General features: G+C 35.5%; 24 protein-coding genes. 15 read left to right on the forward strand and 9 right to left on the reverse strand.

Going from position 1 to position 23,435, the window contains the following annotated elements:
* Nucleotides 1-164 precede the first annotated feature (164 nt).
* Nucleotides 165-587, forward strand: a complete 423-nt coding sequence (locus tag MYP_RS15275) for a VOC family protein (RefSeq protein WP_045465013.1) — start codon at nucleotides 165-167, stop codon at nucleotides 585-587.
* 621 nt (nucleotides 588-1,208) lie between these two features.
* Here the strand turns inward: MYP_RS15275 and MYP_RS15280 are convergent.
* From MYP_RS15280 to MYP_RS26405, 4 genes are all read right to left on the reverse strand, one after another.
* Nucleotides 1,209-1,628: a hypothetical protein gene (locus MYP_RS15280; protein ID WP_045465015.1), complete on the reverse strand. Its 420-nt coding sequence runs from the start codon at nucleotides 1,626-1,628 to the stop codon at nucleotides 1,209-1,211.
* 421 nt (nucleotides 1,629-2,049) lie between these two features.
* Nucleotides 2,050-2,361, reverse strand: coding sequence for a hypothetical protein (locus tag MYP_RS15285; protein ID WP_045465016.1), 312 nt, complete (start codon nucleotides 2,359-2,361; stop codon nucleotides 2,050-2,052).
* 82 nt (nucleotides 2,362-2,443) lie between these two features.
* Nucleotides 2,444-2,671 (reverse strand): hypothetical protein, encoded by a 228-nt coding sequence (locus MYP_RS26400; RefSeq protein ID WP_197060095.1) that lies wholly within the window; start codon nucleotides 2,669-2,671, stop codon nucleotides 2,444-2,446.
* Nucleotides 2,672-2,803: 132 nt separating this feature from the next.
* The gene (locus tag MYP_RS26405) at nucleotides 2,804-3,058 is read right to left on the reverse strand and encodes a hypothetical protein (protein WP_197060096.1); all 255 of its coding nucleotides are present in this window, start codon (nucleotides 3,056-3,058) and stop codon (nucleotides 2,804-2,806) included.
* A gap of 230 nt (nucleotides 3,059-3,288) precedes the next feature.
* Here MYP_RS26405 and MYP_RS15295 point away from each other — a divergent pair, with 230 nt between their 5' ends.
* Both MYP_RS15295 and MYP_RS15300 read left to right on the forward strand, forming a co-directional pair.
* Nucleotides 3,289-3,735, forward strand: coding sequence for an SLATT domain-containing protein (locus MYP_RS15295; protein ID WP_045465019.1), 447 nt, complete (start codon nucleotides 3,289-3,291; stop codon nucleotides 3,733-3,735).
* A gap of 207 nt (nucleotides 3,736-3,942) precedes the next feature.
* A complete protein-coding gene (locus MYP_RS15300) occupies nucleotides 3,943-4,563 on the forward strand; it encodes a T9SS type A sorting domain-containing protein (protein WP_045465021.1) in 621 nt (206 codons plus the stop codon).
* 86 nt (nucleotides 4,564-4,649) lie between these two features.
* On the opposite strand, the gene MYP_RS15305 is transcribed toward MYP_RS15300, so the two are convergent.
* The 3 genes from MYP_RS15305 to MYP_RS15315 form a co-directional block, all read right to left on the reverse strand.
* Nucleotides 4,650-5,774: a PAS domain-containing sensor histidine kinase gene (locus MYP_RS15305; protein WP_052430244.1), complete on the reverse strand. Its 1,125-nt coding sequence runs from the start codon at nucleotides 5,772-5,774 to the stop codon at nucleotides 4,650-4,652.
* Nucleotides 5,775-5,844: 70 nt separating this feature from the next.
* Complete coding sequence (nrfD, locus tag MYP_RS15310; RefSeq protein ID WP_045465023.1) at nucleotides 5,845-7,176, reverse strand: NrfD/PsrC family molybdoenzyme membrane anchor subunit; 1,332 nt, start codon at nucleotides 7,174-7,176, stop codon at nucleotides 5,845-5,847.
* A 142-nt stretch (nucleotides 7,177-7,318) separates the two neighbouring features.
* Nucleotides 7,319-7,567 (reverse strand): hypothetical protein, encoded by a 249-nt coding sequence (locus MYP_RS15315; RefSeq protein WP_045465025.1) that lies wholly within the window; start codon nucleotides 7,565-7,567, stop codon nucleotides 7,319-7,321.
* A gap of 70 nt (nucleotides 7,568-7,637) precedes the next feature.
* On the opposite strand from MYP_RS15315, the gene MYP_RS15320 reads away from it, so the two are divergent.
* The 5 genes from MYP_RS15320 (at nucleotide 7,638) to MYP_RS15340 (ending at nucleotide 14,750) form a co-directional block, all read left to right on the forward strand.
* Nucleotides 7,638-9,419, forward strand: coding sequence for a thiamine pyrophosphate-requiring protein (locus tag MYP_RS15320; protein ID WP_045465026.1), 1,782 nt, complete (start codon nucleotides 7,638-7,640; stop codon nucleotides 9,417-9,419).
* Nucleotides 9,420-9,425: 6 nt separating this feature from the next.
* Complete coding sequence (locus MYP_RS15325) at nucleotides 9,426-10,523, forward strand: enolase C-terminal domain-like protein (RefSeq protein ID WP_045465028.1); 1,098 nt, start codon at nucleotides 9,426-9,428, stop codon at nucleotides 10,521-10,523.
* A gap of 10 nt (nucleotides 10,524-10,533) precedes the next feature.
* The gene (locus tag MYP_RS15330; RefSeq protein WP_045465030.1) at nucleotides 10,534-13,494 is read left to right on the forward strand and encodes an FAD-binding and (Fe-S)-binding domain-containing protein; all 2,961 of its coding nucleotides are present in this window, start codon (nucleotides 10,534-10,536) and stop codon (nucleotides 13,492-13,494) included.
* 87 nt (nucleotides 13,495-13,581) lie between these two features.
* Nucleotides 13,582-14,385, forward strand: coding sequence for a glycosyltransferase family 2 protein (locus MYP_RS15335; RefSeq protein ID WP_045465032.1), 804 nt, complete (start codon nucleotides 13,582-13,584; stop codon nucleotides 14,383-14,385).
* Nucleotides 14,386-14,468: 83 nt separating this feature from the next.
* Nucleotides 14,469-14,750 carry a hypothetical protein gene (locus tag MYP_RS15340; RefSeq protein ID WP_045465034.1) on the forward strand — a complete coding sequence of 94 codons (282 nt, stop codon included), beginning with the start codon at nucleotides 14,469-14,471 and terminating at the stop codon, nucleotides 14,748-14,750.
* A 104-nt stretch (nucleotides 14,751-14,854) separates the two neighbouring features.
* On the opposite strand, the gene MYP_RS15345 is transcribed toward MYP_RS15340, so the two are convergent.
* Nucleotides 14,855-15,886 carry a Gfo/Idh/MocA family protein gene (locus tag MYP_RS15345; protein ID WP_052430245.1) on the reverse strand — a complete coding sequence of 344 codons (1,032 nt, stop codon included), beginning with the start codon at nucleotides 15,884-15,886 and terminating at the stop codon, nucleotides 14,855-14,857.
* Nucleotides 15,887-16,018: 132 nt separating this feature from the next.
* Entirely contained in the window at nucleotides 16,019-16,516 is a 498-nt protein-coding gene (locus MYP_RS15350) for a YciE/YciF ferroxidase family protein (protein ID WP_045465037.1), read from the reverse strand.
* 394 nt (nucleotides 16,517-16,910) lie between these two features.
* On the opposite strand from MYP_RS15350, the gene MYP_RS15355 reads away from it, so the two are divergent.
* The 7 genes from MYP_RS15355 (at nucleotide 16,911) to MYP_RS15385 (ending at nucleotide 23,429) form a co-directional block, all read left to right on the forward strand.
* Nucleotides 16,911-17,543: a histidine phosphatase family protein gene (locus MYP_RS15355; protein WP_045465039.1), complete on the forward strand. Its 633-nt coding sequence runs from the start codon at nucleotides 16,911-16,913 to the stop codon at nucleotides 17,541-17,543.
* A gap of 63 nt (nucleotides 17,544-17,606) precedes the next feature.
* The gene (locus tag MYP_RS15360; protein WP_045465041.1) at nucleotides 17,607-18,074 is read left to right on the forward strand and encodes a YbhB/YbcL family Raf kinase inhibitor-like protein; all 468 of its coding nucleotides are present in this window, start codon (nucleotides 17,607-17,609) and stop codon (nucleotides 18,072-18,074) included.
* An 11-nt stretch (nucleotides 18,075-18,085) separates the two neighbouring features.
* Nucleotides 18,086-19,207 (forward strand): glycosyltransferase family 9 protein, encoded by a 1,122-nt coding sequence (locus MYP_RS15365; protein ID WP_052430246.1) that lies wholly within the window; start codon nucleotides 18,086-18,088, stop codon nucleotides 19,205-19,207.
* Nucleotides 19,208-19,344: 137 nt separating this feature from the next.
* Nucleotides 19,345-20,340: a glycosyltransferase family 9 protein gene (locus MYP_RS15370; RefSeq protein WP_045465043.1), complete on the forward strand. Its 996-nt coding sequence runs from the start codon at nucleotides 19,345-19,347 to the stop codon at nucleotides 20,338-20,340.
* A gap of 45 nt (nucleotides 20,341-20,385) precedes the next feature.
* Nucleotides 20,386-21,366 carry a glycosyltransferase gene (locus MYP_RS15375; RefSeq protein WP_045465044.1) on the forward strand — a complete coding sequence of 327 codons (981 nt, stop codon included), beginning with the start codon at nucleotides 20,386-20,388 and terminating at the stop codon, nucleotides 21,364-21,366.
* A gap of 4 nt (nucleotides 21,367-21,370) precedes the next feature.
* Nucleotides 21,371-22,705 carry a glycosyltransferase family 4 protein gene (locus MYP_RS15380; protein ID WP_081990540.1) on the forward strand — a complete coding sequence of 445 codons (1,335 nt, stop codon included), beginning with the start codon at nucleotides 21,371-21,373 and terminating at the stop codon, nucleotides 22,703-22,705.
* Between the two features lie 4 nt (nucleotides 22,706-22,709).
* Entirely contained in the window at nucleotides 22,710-23,429 is a 720-nt protein-coding gene (locus MYP_RS15385) for an SDR family oxidoreductase (RefSeq protein WP_045465047.1), read from the forward strand.
* Nucleotides 23,430-23,435 lie beyond the last annotated feature (6 nt).

A 23,435-nucleotide genomic window follows, 5' to 3' on the forward strand; every position in this document is an offset into this window, starting at 1 on the left:
TTTTTTTTTATTATGATTATGGCTCATTGAAGCCTTAACTATAGTTAATCTACTGCTGCTGTCCTTGAAAAGTTTATGAGAAATAACGTAACGATCTTACAGATTGATAATTTTAAACAATAGAAACTTAGGAGCTACTACTCAAATGACCAAAAGAATATAATATGAAACCAAGAATTTCAGTATTGACATTAGGAGTATCAAACCTTGAAAAGTCTGTAGCATTTTATCGGGATGGTCTTGGCCTGCGGACGGACGGTATTGTAGGTAAGGAATTTGAATTTGGTGCAGTTGCTTTTTTTGACCTGCAAAATGGTCTGAAACTAGCGCTATGGCCAAGAACGAGTATATCAAATGATACGGGTATTGCTTTCCAAAGCCCTTCTGCATTAGAATTTACCATCGGACACAATGTTACAAGTAAAGATGAAGTAAATGTAGTAATGGAGATGGCTGAAAAAGCAGGAGCAAAAATTATTAAACCGGCCTCGGATACATTTTGGGGTGGCTATGCTTGTTATTTTCAAGACCCCGACGGACACCTTTGGGAGATTGTTTACAATCCCGCCTTTTTGCCTGAAGATTGATATCTCTTTCTAGCCTGCAATATAATGCGGATTAAAGAGTAATTTCTGCTTAAGCAAAAACTTCCGAAGCTTAAGCTTGGCCTTTCAAGGCTTAAGCCCCAACTTTCCGGATCAACTTCCGGAGCTTACAGAAAGCATTTCCTGGTTCCGGAAGTACTCCTGACTCTTCAGGAAGTACTCCTGGGGCTTTCCACAAGCTACTATAATAACCAGGACTAGGCCTGACTAATTATGGCTTAAGCCTGAAGCATTCGGACTTATTGCTGGATGAATAGGGAGGGAGTCTGAAAGTTAAGGAATGGCTTCCGAGAGAAAATCATTTAACCTACCTATTTGAAAAATTAACTAAACTGATTTTTACTACATCCCCGATCTCTTTTTGAGTAATTCGTTTTGATTCCGCACTTCATTGAGTATACCAGTCTATAGTGTACCACCGATTCCGGAGTAAAGTGTACCAGTTGTTCCGGGGTAAAGTGTACCAGTTTTCAATGAGTAAAACGGATAATCCGAGATGAAACATGAAATATTGTATCAGATAACACCACTTATCATGACACATAACTCCAAATTCTGACCGCTTATCTATATATTGTAGTTGTTGGCATACAAAGCAAATTTCTAGAAAAGTATGGCATGTCTGGGATTATAACATGCTGAAGATTCTCCAAACGCATGATCATTACTGAATTTATAATTATGCAGGATTGAAAATAAAGTATCAATTTGGCCTCCATTTAATTCAACTCTTTCTCTGATTCTGACTCTGGAAAGAGAGTCATGAGGTGCTTTCATTTTTATAATTCTTCCCCCGAAAAAATCTGCTTGTGAAGTTGAATCATATGCAATGAGTTCTATTTTGTTACTTTCATTAAATGGAAAAACTGAATCCTTTGAATATTTGGATTTGGAATAGACACATCTTAATTCTTTAATATGGTTTTCATAATTATCAGTTGTCACTAAATTAGCAGTTTTATCAGATTCTTTGCAGGATAGAGCTGCCAGTAATATGAAGTAAAAGAAAATGCAGGTTTTCATTTGATAACTTGGAACGTGAATAACCGAATTGATAGAAAAGTTTTTAGCAATATTGATTTAATGTATCCAAAATCATTCCTTCCGGATTTAAACCTAAGTGGTACTTTTGTGCTTCTCCGAATTATTTAAAATCCATTCGTTCTCCCAATACAATTTCCTTATATGCCATAAACATTTGTTTTGGTGATATTATTTATTCATTCGTCTGGTTCCGGTACAAAAACCGGGAATGACGATTCTTTTCATTTTGTCATGTGATGTCCTTATATTAGTTGCTTTCATTGCTAAATATGAATTAACGTATGTCGCAATGTTAAAATTGGTTGGTATCCTCATTGTAGATGCTGATACTATATAAGTTTTGTAACACATTAAAAGGGGGAAGAACAAAGCTATTGTCAACTTAATGTTACAGGTAGTTTCAAAGTCTTAAATGCCGAATGAAGATTTTTTCAAGATCCTCTAGATTCACGTTATTAAAATCACCAGCAGGTTCGTAAGGGAAATCCAAATCACCCTCTAACTTTAAGTTCTCAAGGGATACAAAAAATCCGTTGTCACCATAAGTTGAAAAGTAAATCAAGTATTTTTCCTCATTATCAGTCAAACCAATTGCGCACAGGTCACCGTCCCAATAATCCTTAATCTTAAAATTCCCTATTTCGAATTTGTCAATAAGGTGTTTAATAGTTGATATTATTTTCTCATCCTTATTTAACTCTTCATAGTTCATCTTTCTCAAAATTAAAATAATATTTTTTTGATTGTTTGGCAGTACTTCAGGTTTTTGAGGAAAAAAGCGACCTTATTGATATTTAATGTATCCAAATCATTCCTTCCGGATTTAAACCGAAGTGATACTTTTGTGCTTCTCCGAATTCTTTAAAATCCATTCGTTCTCCCAATACAATTTCCTTATATGCCATAAACATTTGTTTCGCGGCTATCAAATTATTCATCCTACCGGTTCCTGTGCAAAAGCCTGGAATTGCTATCCTACTCATTTTGTCATGTGATTTAACTTTTATTAAAGTTGCTTTCATAGCTAAATAGGCATTTATAGATGTCGCAATGTTAAAGTTGGTTGGTATCCTCATTGTAGGTGCTGAAATTAAATAAGGAATGTTTTTGTCTTCCGTGTTTAATATCAAAGCTTGTCCAACCAGTAATTCACCTTACGGAAGGTCTTTGATTATTTGCTGTAGTTTTATTTGCAGGTCCCATCCCAATCTGTCAGAGATCGCATAGTCTATACCACCATCCATAAATCCGAAAGAATTTGCAGGACTTACAATCGTATCACATTTGATTGAATTAAAATCACCATGAAAAATTTCAACATTAGCCCCTTCGCTAAAGAATTCTTTCCAGGCAGCAACCATTTCCTGATTCTTATCAAAAAGGATATATTTAACTTCTTTATCTTTCATATTCCATAATAAAACTTTAAGGTTTATGAAAATAATCCAATTTTTTTCGATATTAAAATAATCTGGAAAGAGCGAGACTTATCAGGATTGCTTAATTAAAAGCTCAAAGTTAAAAGTCACAAGTTTTAAACATTCTCCTTTAAAGCTAATTGAATATTAGTTGTTGTAATTCAGTGAAATAAGTCGACAGAAGTGTGTAATTATAAAAGGGGAATTAACTACTTTGACCAATGAAAACTAAAGAGCTAAAGGAGGACCTGATTTATAAAAATGTACAAATGTGGATTGATAAAACCAGAAATAAAAAACAACGGTACGCTGCTTTTTATAAATTTTCCAGAGTTCTGACATTTTTAGGAAGCGCATCAATTACAATAATAGTAGGATGGAAGAAGCCCGAGGATTTGGAAACGTCTTCTGCAAATTTAATACTTTTTATAAGTGCTTTTATTGCATTTACAACATCTATAGAAGGACTATTTGATCTTAAGGATAAAGCTAAAAGCTATGATGTTTTATTGTTTGAGTTGAGAAGGCTGAGAGATCAGATGTCTTATGATTATAGCAAAGATGTACAGCTATACGAACAGAAGAAAGACGAATATTTCAGCAAATATGAAGGAATTCTGAATGCTCAGAAAATGATTATTGAAAATTCTTATGAGTCGGAGGAATAATACAACCTCCAATAATCGGCTGAAAAAAAACGATTAGGATGTGTTGTATGTTTAAACATTTTTCTATTTTGGGGGTTACTTAAGCTTTATTTAAATGTAGGGTGAAGAGAATAAAGAAAACTTATTTTTAACTAGGAAGATAAAATTTGAAATATTCTTTTAGGTCAGATCTATTTAACTCTATAAACTTATAAACATTATTTTATCATGAAAAAAATATTTATCGCTACATTATTCTCATTAGTCATTTTTTCAGCCAAAGCAACTGTTCATGTTGTGCTAGTTGGCCAAAACGGACTAACATTTTCTCCATCTGTTTTAAACGTATTTGTCGGAGATACAATCAGGTTTAAATGGGTAAATGGATTCCACACGACTACATCAGTTAACATTCCATCATCTGCTGAAACCTGGGATGTTAATATAACAAGCAGTAAGACTGAATATGATTACATTGTTAAAACGGAAGGAGAATATGCTTACGAGTGCAGTCCTCATGTTGGAGCTGGAATGGTAGGTAGTTTCACAGCTACACAAAGTGTAACGGGAATTTCAGATCAGTATGCCACTATTAAAGAATCTGTCCAGATCAACCCTAATCCGGCTGCCGATCAAACCATGCTTACATTTAATTCTAACATTGCCTTTAAAGGTTCTCTTAGGATATATAATAACAATGGTAACATGATCTCTGAAGAGAAATTGAAAGTTGGAAAAGGTGAAAATTCAATAAATATTAACACCAGCTCATTAAAGTCAGGTTTATACTATGTCAATTTACTTAACAAAGAAGATGCGTTCCTTGTAATGAAAATGATTAGACAATAAAAAAGGTATAAGTAATAAGACTTTTAAAATTAGTATTTAATTTGTAGAGACGCCATGATGGCGTCTCTCTAAGTAAAATTTGTAATTTAAATCGGAAAATACACTTTAAATGTAGTGCCTTTTCCTGGCTCACTTTCGAGTTCTATTTTTCCTCCTTCGTTTTCCAAAATTCTTTTAACTATTGCCATTCCCATTCCTAAACCTTCCACATGAAGGTGACTTCTCTTGTACATTTCAAATATGTGTTCCTGATCCTCCTTTTTTATACCCAATCCATTGTCCTGAACTGTTAGTAAAATATATGCTCCTTCCATCTTTTTGGTTGCCATGCGAATTATTAAATCGTTAGCAGGAGATCTGTATTTAATGGCATTTGATAATAGATTGGTTATGATGCTTCTTAAATTCTTTTTTGAGAATTTTATGAAGGGAGCATCTTTAAAGTCCTTTATAAATTCGATCTTAGTATTTTCAATATCATCTTTAAAGTCTGTTAATATTTCTTCTACTAGATCATCTATGTTGATATCTTCCACTTGAATCTTTTCAGTCTCTTGTTCTCGGGCAATGGAAGACAATTCTCTGATTTTAATCCGGAAGTTTTCAAATAAATGATAGATCTTTTCTATAAAGAATTTTGATTCGGAAGAATCACTGATTTCAGTTTCAAGATATCGGACTATGCCTTCTATGCTATTGATAGGAGAAATCAAATCGTGTGATACTGTGTAAATGAAATTATTCCGATCGTTTATGATTTTTTTCAAATCACTGTTTCTCTGTTTCAACTCATGTTCAAGGATTTTCTGTTCTGTGATATTCTGAATAAGCTTGATCAAAAAAGCTCTGTTTTTATCGTCTTTTGTATAGATGCTTTCTCCATGTACCCAAAGTTGTGATCCGTTTTTGTGCACAATATAATTATTGTCAAGAGAAGATCCGGTTCTTATTGTCCTGGATAGTTCTTTTTCAGGAACAGCATCATTTATGTCCTTTTCAATAAAGAGTATAGAGTAATTTTTATGAATTAAATCTTCTTTAGAATATCCAAAAGTCTTGATAAAGGCTTCATTGAAATCTATGATAACGCCATCCGTATCCAATATTAAAATGGAGGTGGCCATAGCATTATTAAACATTATTTTAAAGAACAAAGAGCTGTATAAACTTAATTTATCATCATTATCCTTTAATTTCTTCTTATCATTCATAAACTAAATTTGATTCATTTACAGATGTATGTTCAAAAATAATTTATTGTTTTTGCTATCACTATAAATACTAAACCATAGACCTTACTTCTGAAATATTTATCACTGGAAGGTATCTGACAAATAATAGAAAAAGAGAAAAGAATAAGCCCAGTGAAAAAATAAAGACACCTACATCGTATATAGTTGGTGCAAATACAGACCAGGAGGAAGGTAGAAAATCTCTTGATAATGAGACTACTATTATTACATATCTTTCCATCCACATACCTATATTTACTATTATGGAAAGGATAAAACTAAATAAAATATTCCTTCTTAAACTTTTCTTCCATAATAATTGCGGGAGTATAAAATTAAACAGGTTTATCAAAAAATAGTACTTAGCATAATCTCCCATCAACCTATACAGCATTTGATAGATCTCAAAGCCATTAGCTGAATAAAAGGCAATAAAAGCTTCAGTCAGATAGGCAATACCAACCAGACCTGCCATAAAGAGTACGATTTTATTCATATTCTCAATATGCCGGATCGTAATATAACTTTCCAGTTTTAATACTTTCCTTATAAGGATCATCAAGGTAAGTACCATTGCAAAACCCGAATGAATTGCTCCAGCAACGAAATACGGAGGGAAAATCGTTGAATGCCATCCAGGAACTATCCCTGTGGAGAAGTCCATTGATACGACAGAATGTACAGAAACGACTAAAGCAGTTGCTAGTCCTGCCAATACATACATCATTGGTTCATATCGTCTCCAGAGTTCAATGTTATTATTCCATCCAAGACTTAATAAATCATATATCTTTTTCCGGATACCTTTACTTCTGTTTGCAAGTAATCCCAGATCAGGAATCAATCCAAAATACCAATAAATGACGGAGACCGTCAGATAGGTTGTAACTGCAAACGCATCCCATACCAAAGGTGAATTAAAGTTTACCCAGATTTCCTGTCTGTTCGGATAAGGTATGATGTAATATATCAGCCATGGTCTTCCAAGGTGAGCAGCAATGAATAAAGCAGAGCATAAAACTGCGCATATAGTCATAGCTTCAGCAGCTCTGTTGATAGAACTTCTCCACTTTGCTCTAAACAAAAGTAGAATAGCTGATATTAAAGTACCGGCATGTCCAATTCCAATCCACCAGACAAAATTCGTAATATCCCATGCCCAATTAATAGTTTTATCTTCACCCCACATTCCAACGCCATCCCACCATGTTTTCCCAAGGCAATAACCTCCGGTTATGATCATTATAACAGATATTGCCATTGCAATTTTCCAGTTATTAAGAGCATTAGTATTTAGTGGAGCTAAAATATCTTCTTTGACATCATTCTGAGTTCTGTTATTTAAGACCAGAGATTCTGCCACAATCGGATCATCATTCATATTAAAAAATATTGAAGTGCATTTGAAGAAACTCTAGCACCTCAAAATTGTTCATACTTTTGCTAGTTAAAGTATGAACAATTTTCATTTTAAAATCAGGTAATAGTCGTTATAATTTCGAGTCTATTAGTACAAGGCTGACTCATTTTTTATCATCATCTTTAAATTCGTCATTTTTTCTCTTATTAGGTTCAGCTTCAATATATTCACCGCCTTCGTTTTCAAAATGATCAGGTTGTTGAGAACTTTTATAAAGATTGGACTTTTTAGCCTTATCTTTTTCTACTTTTTTGTCTGGATCTATCATGTCCTTATCATTTATTATCCTGCTTAACATTACAACAGGCTTATGTCTGGAAAAAGTTTCTGGATAGTATACATCCAATCTCATTTAATTCTATCTATAAACAATCCTCATGATCACCAGGTTAAGAGTTTTCACGAAACCATACTTCCGAATTATGAGCCAAAATGTAAGCGATTACCTTGTCAAAAGACTTTCCGAATGGAATATTAAAAGAATTTTCGGTTATCCCGGTGATGGAATTAACGGAATAATGGGTGCTTTGGATCGAGCGGAAGGGCTGATAGATTTTATACAGGTGAGACATGAGGAAAACGCAGCATTTATGGCATGCGGACATGCAAAGTATACCGGAGAAGTCGGTGTTTGCCTGGCTACTTCAGGGCCTGGTGCAATACATCTTTTAAACGGATTGTATGATGCAAAGATGGATCATCAGCCTGTTGTCGCCATAGTCGGTCAACAAGCGAGAGGAGCCATGGGAGGATCTTACCAGCAGGAAGTGGACCTGGTCTCTTTGTATAAAGATGTAGCGCATGAATATGTAATCATGGTTACAGAACCTTCTCAGATGAGGCATGCAATAGACAGGGCTTTTCGGATTGCCCTGACAGAAAGAACTGTTACCTGCCTGATTATCCCTAATGATCTTCAACTTGAGAAGGCTGTTGAGGCCCCAGAACATAAACATGGAACAATACATTCAGGAATGTCCTATTCCAAACCTCTAATTGTACCATCACATGAAGATTTAACAAAAGCTGCAGAAATTTTAAATGCAGGTCAAAGAGTTGCTATTCTTATCGGAGCAGGTGCCAATGGGGCTGGAAGAGAAGTAATAGAAATTGCTGAATTACTTGGTTCTGGGATAGCAAAGGCTTTATTGGGCAAAGCAGTTATATCAGATGATCTGCCATTTGTTACAGGTTCTATTGGATTGCTGGGAACTTCTCCAAGCTGGGATATGATGCAGGAGTGTGATACACTTTTAATGATAGGTTCATCATTTCCATATTCAGAATTTCTGCCAAAAGAGGGACAAGCCAGAGGAATACAAATTGATATTGATGGCAAGATGCTTAATATCAGATATCCGATGGAAATAAGTTTAATGGGAGATAGTAAAGAGACACTTCGTGCACTTATTCCATTAATTTCTCCTAAAGAAGACAGGAGTTGGAGGAAAAGGATAGAGGATAATGTAAAAGATTGGTGGAAGCTTCTGGAGAAAAGAGCTATGGCAAGTGCGCATCCGATTAATCCGCAAAGAGTATTCTGGGAACTTTCCAGCAGATTACCTGATAATTGTATTCTTTCTTCAGACTCCGGATCATCTGCAAACTGGTTTGCAAGAGATCTAAAGATCCGATATGGAATGAAAGCTTCTTTATCAGGAAATCTTGCGACTATGTGTCCTGGGGTCCCATATACCATTGCAGCTAAGTTCGCTTTTCCTGACAGGGTTCCTATTGCCCTTATCGGAGATGGAGCAATGCAGATGCTGGGAATAAATGAATTGATCACCATTTCAAAATACTGGAAGCGCTGGAGTGACCCTAGGCTAGTCATTCTCGTATTAAATAACAAAGATCTTAATCAGGTCACATGGGAGCAAAGAGCGATGGAAGGTAATCCTAAATTCGAAGCTTCTCAGAATATACCTGATGTCCCTTATGACCGTTTTGCGGAAATGCTTGGTCTTCGTGGTTTAAGTATGGAAAAGCCGGAAGATGTAGGTCATGTCTGGGATGAAGCATTTCGTTCTGATCGACCTGTTGTAATAAATGCCCATACGGACCCTAATGTTCCTACATTGCCTCCTCACATTACATTTGAACAAGCCTATGCTTTTGCCAAAGCTATGTTTAAGGGGGATCCGGATCAGCTAGGAGTATTAACCCAAACATTAAAAGACAGAGCCCAAAGTTTTCTTCCATAAAACAAGATGGAAAGAAATATTGTCCTTGTAAAGCATGTGCATGTTTCAGCTTATAAGATCCCAACCCAAACTTTTGAAGCAGACGGGACTTTGGATTGGGATCACACTATTCTTGTATATGTCGAAATAAGCGGTGGCGGCAAAACAGGTATTGGTTATAGTTATGCCAGTTACGCTACAGCTATTTTAATAAAAGAAATGCTTTCCGAAAGAATTACAGGAATGAACGTCTTTGATATTCCATCAATAGGTTATCAAATGATTCATGCAATTCGGAATCAGGGAAGAGATGGGATATCCTCTATGGCAATATCTGCAATAGATACAGCACTTTGGGACCTAAAAGCTAAATTACTTGATATTTCTTTAGTAAAATTATTAGGTAGCCTAAAAGAAAAGGTAGCAGTATATGGCAGCGGAGGATTTACAAATTATTCTGATCAGCAATTGGAAGATCAGGTTAAGCTTTGGCAGTCTTTCGGAATGAATAAAATAAAAATTAAAATAGGACGAAATGCTATAGAAGACGAATCCAGAATCCTAAAACTTCAGAAATACTATGGAGGCAAAACTGAGATTTTTGTAGATGCAAATGGTGCATATCTGAAAAAAGAAGCTTTGTACTATAGTAAAAGGTTTGCAGAACTGGGAGTTGTCTGGTTTGAAGAACCTGTCTCTTCAGATGATATCGATTCACTTAAGTATATTACTGAAAAAGTACCTCCTCCAATAAATATCACTGCGGGAGAATATGGCTATAATCTTTTCTATTTTAACAGAATGCTAAAGGAAAGGGCTGTTGATATATTGCAAATAGATGCATCGAGGTGTGGAGGATTCTCAGAAATGATTAAGGCAATAAATTTAGCGGAGACATACAACATTCCGGTCTCTACACATTGTGCTCCTTCTCTTCATCTCCATGTAGCTTGTGCTACAAACATCATTCATATGGAATACTTTTTTGATCATTATAAAATAGAAAAAGAACTATTTGATGGTGCAATTACTCCTGTAAACGGATATCTCAAGCCTGACTATTCAAGACCTGGAATAGGACTGGAACTTAAGAAAAAAGACGCGGAAAAATTCTTGTACAGATAAAATTATATCGATGGAATATAAAATATCCAATCTACCTTTAAATCTTCACGACAAATCCCCAGAAGTAGATGTAGAGCAACTATCTAATGAGTTAAAAAATAAACTACAAGGGGAAGTCAAATTTGATGACGGAACCAGGGCAATGTATGCAACTGATGCATCTAATTATAGGCAGGTTCCTATTGGAGTTGTAATCCCTAAAAATTTACAAGATATAATTATTACAACAGAAATCTGTCAAAAGTATGGCGCTCCGCTTTTATCCAGAGGTGGAGGGACAAGTCTGGCCGGACAATGCTGCAATGTTGCTATAGTGATGGACATGTCTAAATATTATAATAAGGTTCTTTCAATCAATAAAGACTTAATGCTTGCTTCTGTTGAACCTGGAATTGTTTTGGATGAATTAAACAAGCAGGCACAAAAGTTTGGGCTTATATTCGGTCCTGATCCTTCTACTCATACTCATTGCACCTTAGGAGGAATGATTGGAAATAATTCTTGTGGAGTACATTCAGTAATGGCTGCAAATCATGGACTCGGCGCCCGAACTTCGGATAATCTGCATTCTTTGGAAATTCTTACCTATGATGGTCTGAAGATGACTGTAGGAAAAACATCCGAGGAGGAATTAAATAAGCTGATCAACGAGGGGGGGCGTAAGGGAGAGATTTACAAAAGACTAAAAAATTTGGTTGACAAGTATGGTGAAGAAATAAGAAAGCGCTTTCCTAAAATTCCAAGAAGAGTATCTGGCTATAACCTTGATGAATTGCTGCCTGAAAATGGTTTTAATGTGGCCAGAGCACTGGCTGGTACTGAAGGTACTTGTGTCGTTTTTTTAAATGCTACTCTTCATTTGCTTCCAAATCCTGGAGCCCGATCTGTACTGATCTTGGGATACCCCGATATAGTCCAGGCAGGAGCTCATGCTCATGAACTGTTGAAATATAAACCCATAGGATTAGAAGGACTTGATGACCGACTTTATGACTTTATGGTACACAGGCACATGCATGTAGAAGACTTAAAACTTCTGCCCAAAGGCAAGGGTTGGCTTTTGGTTGAGTTTGGTGGTGATAACAAGGAGGATGCTGATAATCAGGTAAAGCAGGTCATGGAGGCATTAAAAAAAGGTGATAACCCGCCTACTATGATATTTTATGACGATCCTGTACAAGAGCAAAAATTGTGGAGAATCAGAGAAGCAGGTCTTGGAGCCACTGCATTTGTTCCCGGATTAGACGATGCCTGGGAAGGTTGGGAAGATACTGCCGTTCATCCTGAGAAATTTGGTGACTACCTTAGTGACTTTTCAAAGCTGTTGGATAAGTATAACTACTATTCTGCTTTATATGGTCACTTTGGACAAGGACTTTTACATTGCCGCATCAATTTTGATCTGGAAACCGCTGATGGAATTATGCTTTATAGAAAATTCCTGGATGAAGCATCAGATCTTGTAATCAAATATAATGGGTCATTTTCCGGTGAACATGGTGATGGTCAATCTAAAGCAGAGCTTTTGTCAAAAATGTTTGGCAATGAGCTTATAGAAGCATTCAGAGAGTTTAAGTCCATATGGGATCCGAAAGGATTGATGAATCCTGGTAAAGTAATCGATCCTTATCCTATTATATCGAATCTGCGACTTGGGGTTTCCTATAATCCTAAAGAGCCCAAGACCTATTTTAAGTTTCCTGAAGACAAGGGGAGTTTTGCCAGAGCTGCCCTTCGGTGCGTAGGCGTAGGAGAATGTAGAAAACATGATAAAGGAACTATGTGCCCAAGCTATATGGTCACTATGGAAGAGCAGCATTCTACGAGAGGTCGGGCACATAAGCTTTTTGAAATGCTTCGTGGAGAAGTCGTAAAGAAAGGGTGGAAGGATGAATCAGTAAAAGAAGCGCTTGATTTATGTCTTGCATGTAAAGGCTGTAAAGGTGATTGTCCTGTAAGGGTAGATATGGCCACTTATAAAGCAGAGTTTTTAGCCCATTATTATAAAGGAAAACTAAGGCCACTCAGCGCTTATTTATTTGGAAGAATTGCTCAGTTTTCAAGATTAGCAATGCTATTTCCGGGACTTTCCAATACAATTAAAAATTCATCTTTAACCGGAAGTATCATCAAAAAAATTACCGGCATAGCGAAGGAACGTCAGATGCCGGATTTTGCAGATGAAAGTTTTAAAAAATGGTTTTTTAAAAGGAAAATTGTAAATGAAGGAAAACCTATTGTGATTCTCTGGGCAGATACCTTCAATAATTATTTTCATCCTCATATTGCAATTGCGGCAACGGAAGTGCTGGAGTACCTGGGATTTCAGGTAAAAGTGTTTTTACAACCTCTTTGCTGTGGCAGACCTCTGTATGACTTCGGAATGCTTGAAACTGCTCAGAAATGGCTTCTGGAGGTATTGGATTATGTAAAGGACGATGTGAGGAAAGGGGTTAATATTGTTGGTCTGGAACCTAGTTGTGTAAGTGTTTTCAGGGATGAACTCCTTAACCTCTTTCCTAATAATGATGATGCAAACAGGGTTAGCAAGAATACTTTGATCTTTAGTGAGTTTTTAGAAAATAGAGTTAAAGACTATAGCTTTCCTCAGTTAAAAAGAAAAGCAATTATACATGGTCATTGCCATCATAAAGCGATTATAAAGATGAAAGATGAACTATCAGTTTTAAAAAAAATAGGACTTGATTGTAATGTGCTTGATGCCGGATGTTGTGGCATGGCAGGGAGTTTTGGTTTTGAAGAAAAGAATTACAAAATATCAGTTGCAGCCGGAGAACGTATTTTGCTTCCAGTGGTAAGAAAGATTGAAGATGATACACTTATAGTCATGAATGGTTTCAGTTGTAAAGAACAAGTATCGCAGCTGGCACACCAACGATCTTTCCATCTTGTAGAAGTTTTAAAAATGTCAATAGAATCAGGCAAAAGTCATTCCGAGTATATTAAATAATGTTTTCCGGAATATATTTCTACCATTGCTCATGCCCTTAAAACCTTTGATTATACTCGTGGTTAAAACTGTACTATAAAAAAATACATGAACCTTATTACTATCCTGATTCCCACTTATCATAGACCAGAAGCACTTGCTGTTCTTTTGACGAGCCTTTATTTTCAAACAGAAAAAGGATATAAAATTATTATTTCAGATCAGTCAAAAGATAATTGTAATGAGAATAGTGTATCTCTTCAGACAGTAATTAATTTACATCGATCTCGCGGTACTTTTGTGACTATTCTCAAGAATCTTCCTACCAGAGGTCTGGCTCATCAAAGGCAGTTTTTGCTTGATCAGACAGAAAGTAAATATTGCCTTTATTTAGACGATGATCTTATCCTGGAATCATTTGTCATTAAGAATTTAAAGGATGTTTTGATGAAGGAACAATGTGGCTTTACCGGAAATGCTGTTATAGGACTATCATATCTGAATGATGAAAGATCTCATGAACAAGCGATGGAATTATGGGAGGAAAAAGTTAAACCCGAAACTGTAGAGCCAGGAACAAAGGAATGGCTAAGATATCGATTGCATAATGCTGCCAATATATTACATGTTCAAAGACATAAAAGGTTTCATTCTGAATTTCCTGTTCCTTACAAAATCGCCTGGGTAGGAGGCTGTGTTATGTATGATACTGAAAAATTAAGAGATGTAGGAGGTTTTTCTTTCTGGAGGGACCTTCCTGTAAACCATTGTGGAGAAGACGTGCTTGCTCAATTAAGAGTAATGAAGAAATATGGAGGTTGTGGAGTGATCCCCAGTGGTGCTTATCATCAGGAACTTGAAACTACAGTTCATGACAGAGGAATTAATGCACCGGAGTATCTTAAGATATAAAGTATTGATTGTCACAAAAGAACTCTTTTCAAAATCAAGTTTGTTTTACTATTGATTAATATTATTTATGAAATAACTAAGGTATGGAATCTAAAAAAGGAAGTTCAAAAGCAGGAGCAAGCGGGGAAAATGTCGTTTCTGAAAGTGGAGTAGCACGTAAAAAAGGAGAAATATTTATAGATAAAGCTATTGGAGATCCAAGTTCCGAAGTTGAAGGTGAAGAAATAGAAAGTTGGGGAGTATACCTTCAAGGAAATGATCGGACTATTTTAGGTCTTTTCTATAATAGAGATTTGGCAGATATCTTCTTAAATAGCATAAAGGATTCAGATGTTCTTAAAAATATAGAAAAATCAGGCATTTGAAATGTATAGTTTTCTTTACCTTGAAATGCCTAAAAATAAATGTTGAATAACAGAAAAAGGAGACATCAATGTCTCCTTTTTTGTTAGTATATTATCAACTTTTTTCAGGCATGAATATTTTCCTGTCTTTTTTCTAAAGTTACCCTTTCTCCTGTTTTAGCCGATTTATAAATGGCCTCAATTATCTGAATATCGATAAGCCCGTCTATGCCGGAAGCTCTATTATGAATACCGTTAATTATTGTGTCAGCAATACCTTCCATCTGGGCTTTTTGCTGGTTGATCCTTTTCATTTTAAGAGTGCCTTGTTCTGTGGCACCTTTCAGACCATAGTAGTAATATGCAGGACTTATTTCAATCCAGCCTTTTTCTGCTTCTATAAACAATTTGTCCGACTCTTTGGTGTAGCTCGAACTGCAAAAGGCAATTACACCATCAGGAAATTCCATTTCCCAGGTTACATCACCATCCACTTCGCTGGGCCTGTCAAAAATTTTATTTTCTATTTTTACATTTTTGACTGCTATTGGATTTTGTCCGACAACATATCTTGCAGCCTGTATTACGTAAATTCCTACATCTACAAGTGAACCGCCCCCCGCAAGATCCTTTTTAAGTCTCCATTGACCATTGTCTTCAATCTTAAATCCAAAGCTTCCTATTATTTTCTTTAACTTTCCTTTTGCTTTAGTCTGGCCTAACTTCATAGCCTCCAGGTGGTGAGGTTCAAAATGCAGCCTGTATCCTACAAATAATTCCACATTTGCGTTTTTACAAGCATTGATCATTCTTTCACATTGTTTTACTGAAGTGGCCATAGGCTTTTCAGTTATAACATGCTTGCCAGCTAAAGCTGCCCTTATTACATATTCTTCATGCATTGAATTTGGCAATGCTATGTACACAATATCTATATCCGGATTGTCTTTTATCAAATCAAAGTTCTCATAATTATAGATGTTTTTTTCTGGTATATCATATTTAGTGGAATACTCCTGCGCTTTATCTTCAGAACCTGTAACAATACCTTTCAGACTGAATGATTCACTTTGGATGATGGCAGGTATTAACTGACCGGTACTGTATTTTCCCAGTCCTACCATTGCCAATCCCAGCTTTTTATTTGTATCTGACATAAAAATTTATGTTTTAATTATATCACCTTATCTAAGAAATATAAATGAACTTTTTTAAATCTGAAGTTCATATCAAAAAAATGACCTTGAATTAACTTCAAGGTCATTTTTTATTTAGAATAGCATTACATATTATGCCATTGCTTTCTGATTGACTGATTTCTTAGCCAGATCATTAAGCTTTGTGTCTGCTTTCTTTTCTTCATTCAATGTTTCGGAAAGCAATTGATGTATTTCTTTATGTCCTAACTTCTCAGCATAATGAACTACAGTTCCATATCCTGAAATTTCATAATGCTCTATTTTTTGAGCGGCAGCAATCAGTCCCGCATCTTTTACCTCAGGCGTGGCATTTTCGTCAATAAGGTCTTTTCCTTCTTCAATTAACCCTTCCATAGCAAGGCATTTCGTATTGCCATGTTTTATGTTTAGCAACGCGAAAACCCTGTCTAATCTTTCTTTTTGTCCTTTAGTTTCCTCAAGATGAGATTCAAAAGCTTCCTTTAATGTAGCATTATGGGCTTCTTTGGCCATTTTAGGTAATGCCTGAATCAATTGTCTTTCTGCACTATAAAGATCTTTGAGTTCATATTCAAAAAGATCTTCCAGGTTTTTAAGTTTTTTTGTCATTATAATATTTTAATGATTCTCTAAAAAAAACACCTCCCGTTTTTAAATTGTTTTTTTTGAATGTTTATATGATTTTCTAATTTTCTTTTAATGCAGGTATTGTAATTAATGAAGTGTAAATATTCACTATTAAATAAGCTTCACTGAATTTTTACCTTAATAGATGAAATGGTGGAGAGAAGGTTTATATATACCTTCTTTTAAACAAAGGAGCTTTAAATTTTGTTAAATTTTTATTTGCTGGATATGAAGAACAAAAATCCCTCATTTATTAAAAAAACTCATTCTGTTATTCTTCTTTTTTTTATAATTGGACAGATATTAACAGATGGAGAGATTATATTGTAAACCTGAATGATCTGGGAGGGATAGAAATGAGATTAAGGTTGATAAAATGAAAGAAAAGACTTTGTACATTGTAAGACATGGAGAAACAGATTACAATGCCTGCCATATTCTTCAGGGCTCTGGAGTTGACCTTGGGCTGAATGAAAAAGGTCTTTTACAATCTCAAAATTTTTATGAATTCTATAAAAGTATTCCGTTTACAAAGATATATACTTCAATACTCAAAAGAAGTATTCAGTCTGTTGATCTATTTATTAAATGGGGTATTTCTCATGAAGCATATATTGAATTGAATGAAATCAGTTATGGTATATATGATGGCGTTAAATCAAGTATTGAGCCTGAAGGTCTTTATAAGAAATTGACTCAAAAATGGAACGAAGGGAATATGGATGCAAAACTGCCGGATGGAGAAAGCCCGATTGATGTGCGTGACCGTATCAGGCCCTTTTTGCAACATTTAATCCATGATGTAACAGATGAATATATACTTATCTGCATTCATGGAAGAGTTATGAGAATTCTCTTAGCCACTTTAATTGAGCTTGATCTCATTGATATGAATCTTTTTAATCACAGTAATATGGGTTTATATGTAGTAAAATATCGTTCTCCATTTTTTTGCTTTGAAAAATTCAATGATCTGACACATCTTCAGGTACATCCTTTTGATTCATAACATATGCATTTCTCACGATGTTTTCTTTTTATAATATTATAGCTACTATAAAAATGAAGAATTATGAAACTTATCAGTTCAGTATTCAAAAATGGAGAAACTATTCCAAAGAAATATACATGTGAGGGGCCGAATATCAGTCCACCATTGCAATTTATTGATATACCATCTAAAACCTATAGCCTTGTATTAACTGTTGTAGATGCTGATACACTTGGTGAAACGCCATGGGTACATTGGCTTGTCTTTAATATACCAGGTACTTCAAATGGATTTGAAGAAGGAGCGGTGAGTCCTGGTTCGATTGAAGGCTTATGTAATGGGAATACTTTTGGATATGAAGGTCCTTGTCCTCCTGAAAATAAGCACAGATATGTCTTTAAACTTTATGCACTGGACATTGTTTTGCCTCTTGCTCCGGAATCTAATAAAGAAACTGTTCTTAAGTTATCGAAGGGACATGTAATTGAAGAAGCCGAACTGGTAGGTATTTATCAGAAAGAAAAATTGATTAAAGAAAAGGTTAAATAATAGAAAGTTAAGTGAAGTACAATAATACAGCTGTAGGAATTGACAAAACTGAAGTAAAAAAAATAGGTGTTCTGAGAGCAAATGCTCTTGGTGATTTTATTGTAACGCTTACAGCAATTCAGTCTTTAAACCATTTCTTTCCAAATGCTGAAATTATTTTATTTGGGAAGGAATGGCATAAATTTTTTTTGGAGGAAACAGATAACAACGGTTTAAGGAGAACTTGCATAAACCGTGTAATAGTCATTCCTGTAATGAATGGCTTAAGGGAAGAACCTGGGGTAACGGAAAATCCTGATGAAACAGAGTTATTCTTTAAATCTGTTCAAAATGAAAATTTTGACCTGGCCATTAGTTTTCAAGGGAAAGGAAATGCTGCAATACCTTTTTTAAAAAGATTAAATGCAAAGTATACTATAGGACTTAGTTGTGAAGAATCTGAGCAGCCAGACAACAGTCTTAACTTTTATTACTACCAATCAGAACTTATCAGATATCTGGAAGTAGTTTCTCTTACAGGAGCTCAGCAACTTCTTGAGCCTCCTAAGATCCATTTGTTTCATAAAGATTATTCTGAGGTTCACAAATATATTGAGAGCAATAGCATCAATGGTAGGTTTATCGCCATTCATACCTGTGGCAAAGATATAAGAAGGATGTGGACAAAAGAAAAGTTCTCCGCATTGAGCAGATTACTTGTTAAATCCGGATTTGTTGTCGTTCTGACTGGCTCTGAAGAAGACAGAACATACAACGAAGAGATAGTTAAGATGTCCGGGAATGTTATCTTTGATTCTTCTGGTCTTTTTTCAATAGGTGGACTTGCTGCTTTTTATAATTTATCTTCTCTGGTTATATCTATTGATACAGGAGCACTTCATGTAGCCATTGCTGCACAGGCTAAAACTGTTGGTTTATATTGGGCGCCTAACCTTATCAACTGGGCTCCTCTCACAAGAGAAAAACATAGGCCGGTAATAGGTTGGGAAATAAAATGCTGCGTTTGTGGGATTGCTCCTGTTGATCCATATCCATTCGAACCACATAGTGAAAATTGCCAGCACCAACATTCATTTATTGAATCAATTTCAGTCGAAGAGGTTTATAATGCAGCAATGAAATTATTAAGATAATTCTATGTTTTTAAGGGTTTAACCAGATCAGAAAGTTTATATCTAATTTACTACGTTTGTTTTAACCCCACCTTATTAATCCGGAAAATAACAAATGTCCATGAAATTCTATTAAATCAATAGAGAGGATTATAAGGATGAAAGATTTGAGGGGATTGAATCCAAAGAAAATAGCAATATTCAGAGCACTACAGCTGGGAGATATGTTATGTGCAATTCCAGCAATAAGGGCCTTAAAGAAGTGTCTTCCAGATTCAGAAATCATATTGATAGGCCTGCCATGGGCAAAAGCTTTTGTTGACAGATATCCAATGTACTTTTCCGGATTTATAAAATTCCCAGGCTTTCCTGGACTACCAGAACAGGAATATAAACCTGTTGAATTTATAAAGTTTGCAGAACACGTACTTGCAGCAAGATTTGATTTAATCATTCAGATGCAAGGTAATGGATCAATTGTAAATCCGATGGTAGAGTTATTCGGTGCAAAGAGTACAGCAGGGTATTTTAAATCCGGAGATTTTTGTCCAGATAAGGATTTGTATATGGAATATCCTGAAGGCTTGTCAGAGATAGAAAGGCATCTTTCTTTAATGAGATATTTAGGAGTTAAGCCTGATGGCAAGATGTTAGAATTTCCTCTTAAAGAGGATGAAAATATTTTGTTTGATAATCTGGTTGCAAAATATAGGTTGAATCCAGGAGATTATGTAGTGCTTCATCCAGGGTCAAGAGATACCACAAGGAGATGGAATCCTGAATACTTTGCAAACATAGGAGATATGATTTCAAAAAAGGGATATAAGATTGTTTTGACAGGTACGAAAGAAGAGAAGAAAATAGTCAGGGAAGTGAAAGGCCTTATGAATTATAAGCCTGTAGACCTAGTAGAGAAAACTTGTCTGGGGGTTCTAACATCATTAATCCGAAATGCAAAAATGCTTTTCTCAAATGATACAGGGGTTTCACATCTTGCATCTGTAACAAAAACCAAAAGTCTTGTAATATTTCTTAATTCTGATCCGCACAGATGGGCTCCTCTGAATAAAAGAATTCATCATATTATTTTACCTCATGAAGCAAGAAATTTTAAATATGTATTAAAGAAAACAGAAGATATTCTTATGTCATAGTAAGTCAGTTATGTTGGAATGTGAGATAGATTAAATAATAAAAGTATGGCAATAGATAAAGGTAAGCCTGTAAGGGTATTTACATGGCATATTCATGGAAGTTATCTGTATTATCTTACGCAGTCAAATGCAGAATTTTATCTCCCTGTAAAACCAGGAGGGGAAGAAGGATATGGAGGAAAAACAACATCATTTCCATGGGGGAGCAATGTTCATGATGTCCCTGTTGAAAAAATAAAAGAAATGGATTTTGACATAATTTTATTTCAATCCAAAAAGAGCTACCTGCAGGATCAATATGATATTCTGACTCCAGAACAGAGAGCTTTGCCTAAAATTTATCTTGAGCACGATCCTCCCAGAGAAGTCCCTACTGATACCAGACATGTAGTGGATGACCCACAAATGCTGCTGGTACATGTAACACACTATAACAATCTTATGTGGGACAATAACAGGACACCTTCCAAAGTTATTGAGCATGGGGTACTTGTACCAGCGAATGTGACTTACAGCGGTGAGCTTAATAAAGGTATAGTCGTCATTAACGGAATTGCTAAAAGAGGACGGAGGTTGGGTCTGGATATATTTCATAAAGTCAGAAATGAAATACCAATAGATATAATAGGAATGGGATCTCATGAAGTCGGTGGATTGGGTGAAATTAATAATACTGAAGTAGCTTCATTCATTTCTCAATATAGGTTCTTTTTTAATCCAATCAGGTATACAAGTCTTGGTCTTTCTGTTTGTGAAGCGATGATGGTAGGAATACCAGTCGTTGGACTAGCGTGCACTGAAATGCCAATTACAATTGTAAATGATAAATCAGGGTATATCCATACAGATGTGGATTTTCTTATCTCTAAAATGAAAAGTTTATTGGATGATCCTCAGAAAGCAAAACAGCTTGGTGATGGAGCAAAGTCAATAGCTTTATCTAAATTCAGTATAGAAAGATTTAAGAATGACTGGCTTGAAACGTTTAACGCAGTGTTAAAGAGCAGGGAGGAGGTTGAGGTTTAAGATTATGAAAAGGAAAGTAGCATTTATAAGTGAACATGCTTCTCCTCTTGCATTAATAGGTGGGGTAGATAGTGGAGGACAAAACGTATATGTTTCAATGCTTGCATCTAAACTTGCTCAGTTCGGCTTTGAGATTGATATTTTTACCAGGTGGGATAATCCCAGTATAAATCAAGAGATCATGCTGGAACCGGGTGTTCGGGTTGTGCACATAAAAGCGGGTCCTAAGGAAGTTCTTCCTAAAGAGAATATTTTTGTGTTTATGGATGAATTTGCTTCCGGAATGATTCACTTCATTGATTCGAATAAAATAAACTATGAATTGATTCATGCTCATTTCTGGATGTCAGGATATGTTGCAGCAATAATCAAAAAAATTCTTTCAATTCCTTATATCATAACATTTCATGCTCTTGGCAGAATAAGAAGATTATATCAAGGCAAAGATGATGGGTTTCCGGATGAGCGCTTCATAATTGAAGAGCAGGTTGCCAAAGAAGCCGATATGATCATTGCAGAATGTCCTCAGGATATGGAAGATCTGATCATTCATTATATGGCAGATCCAGGTAAAGTTCGTGTTATACCTTGTGGTTTTGATAAAACGGAATTCTTTCCGATGGACAAATACAGGTCAAAATTAAAGCTTGGGATAGATCCTTCAGAATTTGTAATACTACAGTTAGGAAGACTAGTCAAAAGGAAAGGTATTGATAATGTAGTGCTCGGTGTGAAGGAACTTCTTAAAATTAAGGATGGTCGTGTAAAGCTTCTTATTGTAGGAGGAGAATCGGACGAACCAGATCCTTCTAAAACTCCTGAAATAGCAAGGCTTATGGATCTAGCAAGAAATGAAAAGATTGATTCAAAAGTATTATTTACAGGAAGAAAGGAAAGAGGAGTCTTAAAACATTATTATAATGCTGCTGACGTATTTGTGACAACACCATGGTATGAGCCATTTGGCATTACACCTTTGGAATCTATGGCTTGCGGCACTCCTGTAATAGGTTCTAATGTGGGTGGAATCAAATTCAGTGTAAAACACGGGGAAACAGGATTTCTTGTTCCTCCTAATGATCCTGAGCTTCTGGCCAAAAGGTTGTATGATCTCTCTATAGATAAGGGATTAATGAGAAGATTTTGTATCAATTCTGTAAGAAGAGTCAATACTTTATTTACCTGGGAACGGGTTGGTAAAATGGTATCTGAAATATATGAAGAAGTACTTGGATTTCCAGTCACACGATTTGGTAAAATTCAAAATTCTATCAATGAATTTTTGGGTAACATAGGAAAATCTAAAATATTAAAAGAGAAAAAGATAAATCAAATTTAAAACTATGCTTAAGGATAAAGTAATTCTTGTAACAGGCGGAGGTCAGGGGTTGGGAGCTGCAATAGGAAGAATGTTAGCCACAGATGGGGCAACCATCATACCTGTAGATATAAATCAGGATAATCTTAAAAATATCGTAAATGAAATCAATAGCCTTGGAGGTAGAGCATGTGACTATAAAATGGATGTAGGAGATCAGGATAATGTAGAGGATGTAATCGCCGCAATTATAAGAGATCATGGGAAACTTGATGTTGTCATTAATAATGCCGGTGTAGATTATACCAAATCGGTAGACGAACTTACTTATGATGAATGGAATAGAGTGATTAAGGTAAATCTTTCAGGACCTTTTAATGTTGCCAAGGCTTCTTATCCTCATTTACTTAAAAATGGCAAGGGGCATATTGTAAATATCGTTTCTACAGCTGCCAAAAGAACCTGGGCAAATGCATCTGCTTATCACGCAAGCAAATGGGGGCTTTTGGGATTCAGTCATGCGCTGCATGTGGAAGCCAGAAAAGACAATCTTAAAGTCACAGCTATTGTTGCAGGAGGAATGCAGACTCCGTTTATTCTGGAACGTTTTCCAGATGTGGATCCCAATCTGCTGCAAGATCCCAAGAATGTTGCATTTACTGTAAGACATGTTTTAATGCAGCCTGAAGGATCTGTTATTCCTGAAGTAATGGTTATACCAATGCGCGAAACATCATGGCCTTAAATATAA

Origin of the sequence: Sporocytophaga myxococcoides (assembly GCF_000775915.1) — a bacterium.
Taxonomy (GTDB): domain Bacteria; phylum Bacteroidota; class Bacteroidia; order Cytophagales; family Cytophagaceae; genus Sporocytophaga; species Sporocytophaga myxococcoides_A.

Coding starts and splice junctions, on each gene's coding strand:
- MYP_RS15305 (WP_052430244.1), bottom strand. CDS start 5,774: ATGAATGATAAGAAGAAATTAAAGGATAATGATGATAAATTAAGTTTA.
- MYP_RS15280 (WP_045465015.1), bottom strand. CDS start 1,628: ATGAAAACCTGCATTTTCTTTTACTTCATATTACTGGCAGCTCTATCC.
- MYP_RS26400 (WP_197060095.1), bottom strand. CDS start 2,671: ATGAAAGCAACTTTAATAAAAGTTAAATCACATGACAAAATGAGTAGG.
- MYP_RS15385 (WP_045465047.1), top strand. CDS start 22,710: ATGCTTAAGGATAAAGTAATTCTTGTAACAGGCGGAGGTCAGGGGTTG.
- MYP_RS15370 (WP_045465043.1), top strand. CDS start 19,345: ATGAAAGATTTGAGGGGATTGAATCCAAAGAAAATAGCAATATTCAGA.
- MYP_RS15360 (WP_045465041.1), top strand. CDS start 17,607: ATGAAACTTATCAGTTCAGTATTCAAAAATGGAGAAACTATTCCAAAG.
- MYP_RS15375 (WP_045465044.1), top strand. CDS start 20,386: ATGGCAATAGATAAAGGTAAGCCTGTAAGGGTATTTACATGGCATATT.
- MYP_RS15295 (WP_045465019.1), top strand. CDS start 3,289: ATGAAAACTAAAGAGCTAAAGGAGGACCTGATTTATAAAAATGTACAA.
- MYP_RS15325 (WP_045465028.1), top strand. CDS start 9,426: ATGGAAAGAAATATTGTCCTTGTAAAGCATGTGCATGTTTCAGCTTAT.
- MYP_RS15275 (WP_045465013.1), top strand. CDS start 165: ATGAAACCAAGAATTTCAGTATTGACATTAGGAGTATCAAACCTTGAA.
- MYP_RS15350 (WP_045465037.1), bottom strand. CDS start 16,516: ATGACAAAAAAACTTAAAAACCTGGAAGATCTTTTTGAATATGAACTC.
- MYP_RS26405 (WP_197060096.1), bottom strand. CDS start 3,058: ATGAAAGATAAAGAAGTTAAATATATCCTTTTTGATAAGAATCAGGAA.
- MYP_RS15355 (WP_045465039.1), top strand. CDS start 16,911: ATGAAAGAAAAGACTTTGTACATTGTAAGACATGGAGAAACAGATTAC.
- nrfD (WP_045465023.1), bottom strand. CDS start 7,176: ATGAATGATGATCCGATTGTGGCAGAATCTCTGGTCTTAAATAACAGA.
- MYP_RS15300 (WP_045465021.1), top strand. CDS start 3,943: ATGAAAAAAATATTTATCGCTACATTATTCTCATTAGTCATTTTTTCA.
- MYP_RS15315 (WP_045465025.1), bottom strand. CDS start 7,567: ATGAGATTGGATGTATACTATCCAGAAACTTTTTCCAGACATAAGCCT.
- MYP_RS15345 (WP_052430245.1), bottom strand. CDS start 15,886: ATGTCAGATACAAATAAAAAGCTGGGATTGGCAATGGTAGGACTGGGA.
- MYP_RS15320 (WP_045465026.1), top strand. CDS start 7,638: ATGAGCCAAAATGTAAGCGATTACCTTGTCAAAAGACTTTCCGAATGG.
- MYP_RS15380 (WP_081990540.1), top strand. CDS start 21,371: ATGAAAAGGAAAGTAGCATTTATAAGTGAACATGCTTCTCCTCTTGCA.
- MYP_RS15340 (WP_045465034.1), top strand. CDS start 14,469: ATGGAATCTAAAAAAGGAAGTTCAAAAGCAGGAGCAAGCGGGGAAAAT.
- MYP_RS15335 (WP_045465032.1), top strand. CDS start 13,582: ATGAACCTTATTACTATCCTGATTCCCACTTATCATAGACCAGAAGCA.
- MYP_RS15285 (WP_045465016.1), bottom strand. CDS start 2,361: ATGAACTATGAAGAGTTAAATAAGGATGAGAAAATAATATCAACTATT.
- MYP_RS15330 (WP_045465030.1), top strand. CDS start 10,534: ATGGAATATAAAATATCCAATCTACCTTTAAATCTTCACGACAAATCC.